This window comes from Roseibium polysiphoniae (assembly GCF_014842925.1).
GTDB lineage: Bacteria > Pseudomonadota > Alphaproteobacteria > Rhizobiales > Stappiaceae > Roseibium > Roseibium polysiphoniae.
The window spans coordinates 2,501-6,513 of record NZ_JACYXJ010000011.1; the positions used below are offsets into that span (position 1 = coordinate 2,501).

Genomic DNA, 4,013 nt, shown 5'->3' on the forward strand with positions numbered 1-4,013 from the left:
GCATGGTTGTTGGATGGATCTCAAGAAACTGGTCTTAATGATTGGATGATCATCTGGTTGTTTGCCTGGACTGAACGTTCCTGTTCGGTCCCAAAGCCGTGAGGTTTTGAGGCGGTAAGTAACCGGTGTCTGGTTGGTTTGATGTTCAAAGCCTTTGGCTTTGCAAGGTCGACCGACCGCCATGGCTTATGCCATGCGCCTCGCAGGTGTTTTGCACCGTGAGAGATTTAAAGATGAACATCGATAATGAGAGTAATCAAGTGTAAGAAGGGCATTCGGTGGATGCCTTGGCGACAAGAGGCGATGAAGGACGTGATACGCTGCGATAAGCGTCGGGGAGCTGCGAATAAGCTTTGATCCGGCGATTTCCGAATGGGGCAACCCACTCCGTATGGAGTATCCCGCAAGGGAAGCAAACCCGGGGAACTGAAACATCTAAGTACCCGGAGGAAAGGACATCAACCGAGACTCCGCTAGTAGTGGCGAGCGAACGCGGACCAGGCCAGTGGCTATGAGATAAGAACCGGAACGCTCTGGAAAGTGCGGCCTTAGTGGGTGATAGCCCCTTACGGGTAGAAAATCTTATAGTCCTTGAGTAGGGCGGGACACGTGAAATCCTGTCTGAACATGGGGGGACCACCCTCCAAGCCTAAGTACTCCTTGTCGACCGATAGTGAACAAGTACCGTGAGGGAAAGGTGAAAAGCACCCCGACGAGGGGAGTGAAACAGATCCTGAAACCGGATGCCTACAAACAGTTGGAGCCCGAAAGGGTGACAGCGTACCTTTTGTATAATGGGTCAGCGACTTAATTTAGCGAGCAAGCTTAAGCCGATAGGTGTAGGCGTAGGGAAACCGAGTCTTAATAGGGCGTCTTAGTTCGTTGGATTAGACCCGAAACCGAGTGATCTAGCCATGAGCAGGTTGAAGGTGCGGTAACACGCACTGGAGGACCGAACCCACGCCTGTTGAAAAAGGCGGGGATGACTTGTGGCTAGGGGTGAAAGGCCAATCAAACTCGGAAATAGCTGGTTCTCCGCGAAATCTATTTAGGTAGAGCGTCAGATGAATACTCTCGGGGGTAGAGCACTGGATGGGCTATGGGGGCTTACCGCCTTACTGATCCTAACCAAACTCCGAATACCGAGAAGTACTATCTGGCAGACACACAGTGGGTGCTAACGTCCATTGTGGAGAGGGAAACAACCCTGACCGCCAGTTAAGGTCCCTAAGTTATGGCTAAGTGGGAAAGGATGTAGAACTCCCAAAACAACCAGGATGTTGGCTTAGAAGCAGCCATCATTTAAAGAAAGCGTAACAGCTCACTGGTCTAAATAAGGGGTTCCGCGCCGAAAATGTACCGGGGCTCAAGCCATACACCGAAACTGCGGGTTTAGCGTAAGCTAAGCGGTAGCGGAGCGTTCTGTAAGTCTGCGAAGGGTGACCCGCGAGGGCACCTGGAGATATCAGAAGTGCGAATGCTGACATGAGTAACGATAAAGGGTGTGAGAGACACCCTCGCCGAAAGTCCAAGGGTTCCTGCTCAACGCTAATCGGAGCAGGGTTAGTCGGCCCCTAAGGCGAGGCCGAAAGGCGTAGTCGATGGGAAACAGGTTAATATTCCTGTACTTGTGGGTAGTGACGGATGCCGTGTGTCGTATCTCCTTATTGGATTGGGGATGCGGCGAAGGTGTTCCAGGAAATAGCTCCCACGTATAAACCGTACCCGAAACCGACACAGGTGGACTGGTAGAGCATACCAAGGCGCTTGAGAGAACTGTGCTGAAGGAACTCGGCAAATTGCTCCCGTAAGTTCGCGAGAAGGGAGACCCATGCTTGGGCAACCAGGTGTGGGTGGCACAGACCAGGGGGTGGCGACTGTTTATCAAAAACACAGGGCTCTGCGAAGTCGCAAGACGACGTATAGGGTCTGACGCCTGCCCGGTGCCGGAAGGTTAAGAGGAGGTGTGCAAGCACCGAATTGAAGCCCCGGTAAACGGCGGCCGTAACTATAACGGTCCTAAGGTAGCGAAATTCCTTGTCGGGTAAGTTCCGACCTGCACGAATGGCGTAACGACTTCCCCGCTGTCTCCAGCACAGACTCAGTGAAATTGAATTCCCCGTGAAGATGCGGGGTTCCTGCGGTCAGACGGAAAGACCCCGTGCACCTTTACTACAGCTTCACACTGGTATTCGTCACGACATGTGTAGGATAGGTGGTAGACGTTGAAGCAGGAGCGCCAGCTCTTGTGGAGTCACCCTTGAAATACCACCCTTGTCGTTATGGATATCTAACCGCGGTACTACAATATCCGGGACCGTGTGTGGCGGGTAGTTTGACTGGGGCGGTCGCCTCCCAAATGGTAACGGAGGCGCGCGAAGGTGGGCTCAGAGCGGTCGGAAATCGCTCGTTGAGTGCAATGGCATAAGCCTGCCTGACTGCGAGACTGACAAGTCGAGCAGAGACGAAAGTCGGCCATAGTGATCCGGTGGTCCCTCGTGGAAGGGCCATCGCTCAACGGATAAAAGGTACGCCGGGGATAACAGGCTGATGATGCCCAAGAGTCCATATCGACGGCATTGTTTGGCACCTCGATGTCGACTCATCACATCCTGGGGCTGGAGCAGGTCCCAAGGGTTTGGCTGTTCGCCAATTAAAGTGGTACGTGAGTTGGGTTCAGAACGTCGCGAGACAGTTCGGTCCCTATCTGCCGTGGGTGTAGGAGAATTGAGAGGATCTGTCCCTAGTACGAGAGGACCGGGATGGACGTACCTCTGGTGGACCTGTTGTGGCGCCAGCCGCATAGCAGGGTAGCTATGTACGGAAGGGATAACCGCTGAAAGCATCTAAGCGGGAAACCCACCTCAAAACGAGTTCTCCCTGAAGAGCCGTGGAAGACCACCACGTTGATAGGAAGCATGTGGAAGCACAGCAATGTGTGAAGCTGAGCTTTACTAATAGCTCGTTCGGCTTGATTACTCTCATTAGTCAATGTTCATCTTTTAAAAAGTGCCTTGCGCTTTTGAAAAGATTATCTGTTTTGTTCTCACGCCAGTTGGCTTAACGCCAACGGCTGCGAACCACGCGCCAAGAAATTGGCGACGCATGGTCATGCTTGCGAAGCGGTGCTTCGGGTGTGGGCATGAACAGACAAATCATCCAATCAGACCAGTTTAGACCTCTCAAGGGACGTTTGTTCCAGGCCTTTGCCTGGCAAGCGCAAAGCGCGCCGCAATTTATGTTGCGCGTTCCCGCAGGCCAGCATCGAAGATGCGACATGGCCGTGAGGGCTAAACAGCCAGACCAGTTTCTATTTATCTGCCCTTTGCCGGCCTGGTGGCCCCAGCGGGGAGCCCCCACCCGATCCCATCCCGAACTCGGCCGTGAAACTCCCCAGCGCCAATGGTACTGCATCTTAAGGTGTGGGAGAGTAGGTCGCTGCCAGGCCTGCAAAGCGCAGATAAATATATCTCTTCAATGATTAAAGCGCTTACGGCCGTACCGGGCTTTGCCCTGGCCTCCGCGAAGGCGGCCAGATCGGCCAACGCGCAGTTCGCGCTTGCCTTCGCTGCACTTCGGACCTCTCGTCCCTCTCCAGCGAAACATCCCAGGTAAGCTCGAAACCCGAGTGGTACGGTGCTCCTCAGTCTTCGAGCAGCCCCCGTGACGCCCAAAGGACCCAAGTCCGAGGACGCACAGACAAAATGCACCGGGCGAACGCTAAGCCCGCAAGGACCACAAGGTTCCAGTGCAGCAAAGACATAACGCGGGGTGGAGCAGCCCGGTAGCTCGTCAGGCTCATAACCTGAAGGTCGCAGGTTCAAATCCTGCCCCCGCAACCAGATAAGCCAAAGGCCGTCCAACAGGGCGGCCTTTGGCTTATGTGCGTGCCCGGTCGCGGATTTTGACATGACCGGGCCCCATCAAGGAGGGCAAATCCTGACCACGCAACCAAATCAGCAAAAAACCCCCGATCGGAAATCCGACGGGGGTTTTCTTGCGTTGGGGAGAGG

At 54.2% G+C, this 4,013-nt stretch carries 1 tRNA gene and 2 rRNA genes; all 3 read left to right on the forward strand.

From position 1 onward, the window contains the following. Window positions 1-254 precede the first annotated feature (254 nt). A 23S ribosomal RNA gene (locus tag IG617_RS21395) occupies window positions 255-2,979 on the forward strand. A gap of 353 nt (window positions 2,980-3,332) precedes the next feature. Then, window positions 3,333-3,447: ribosomal RNA gene (gene rrf / locus IG617_RS21400) — 5S ribosomal RNA — on the forward strand. Between the two features lie 318 nt (window positions 3,448-3,765). Continuing rightward, window positions 3,766-3,842: transfer RNA gene (locus IG617_RS21405), tRNA-Met, on the forward strand. Window positions 3,843-4,013: the final 171 nt, after the last annotated feature.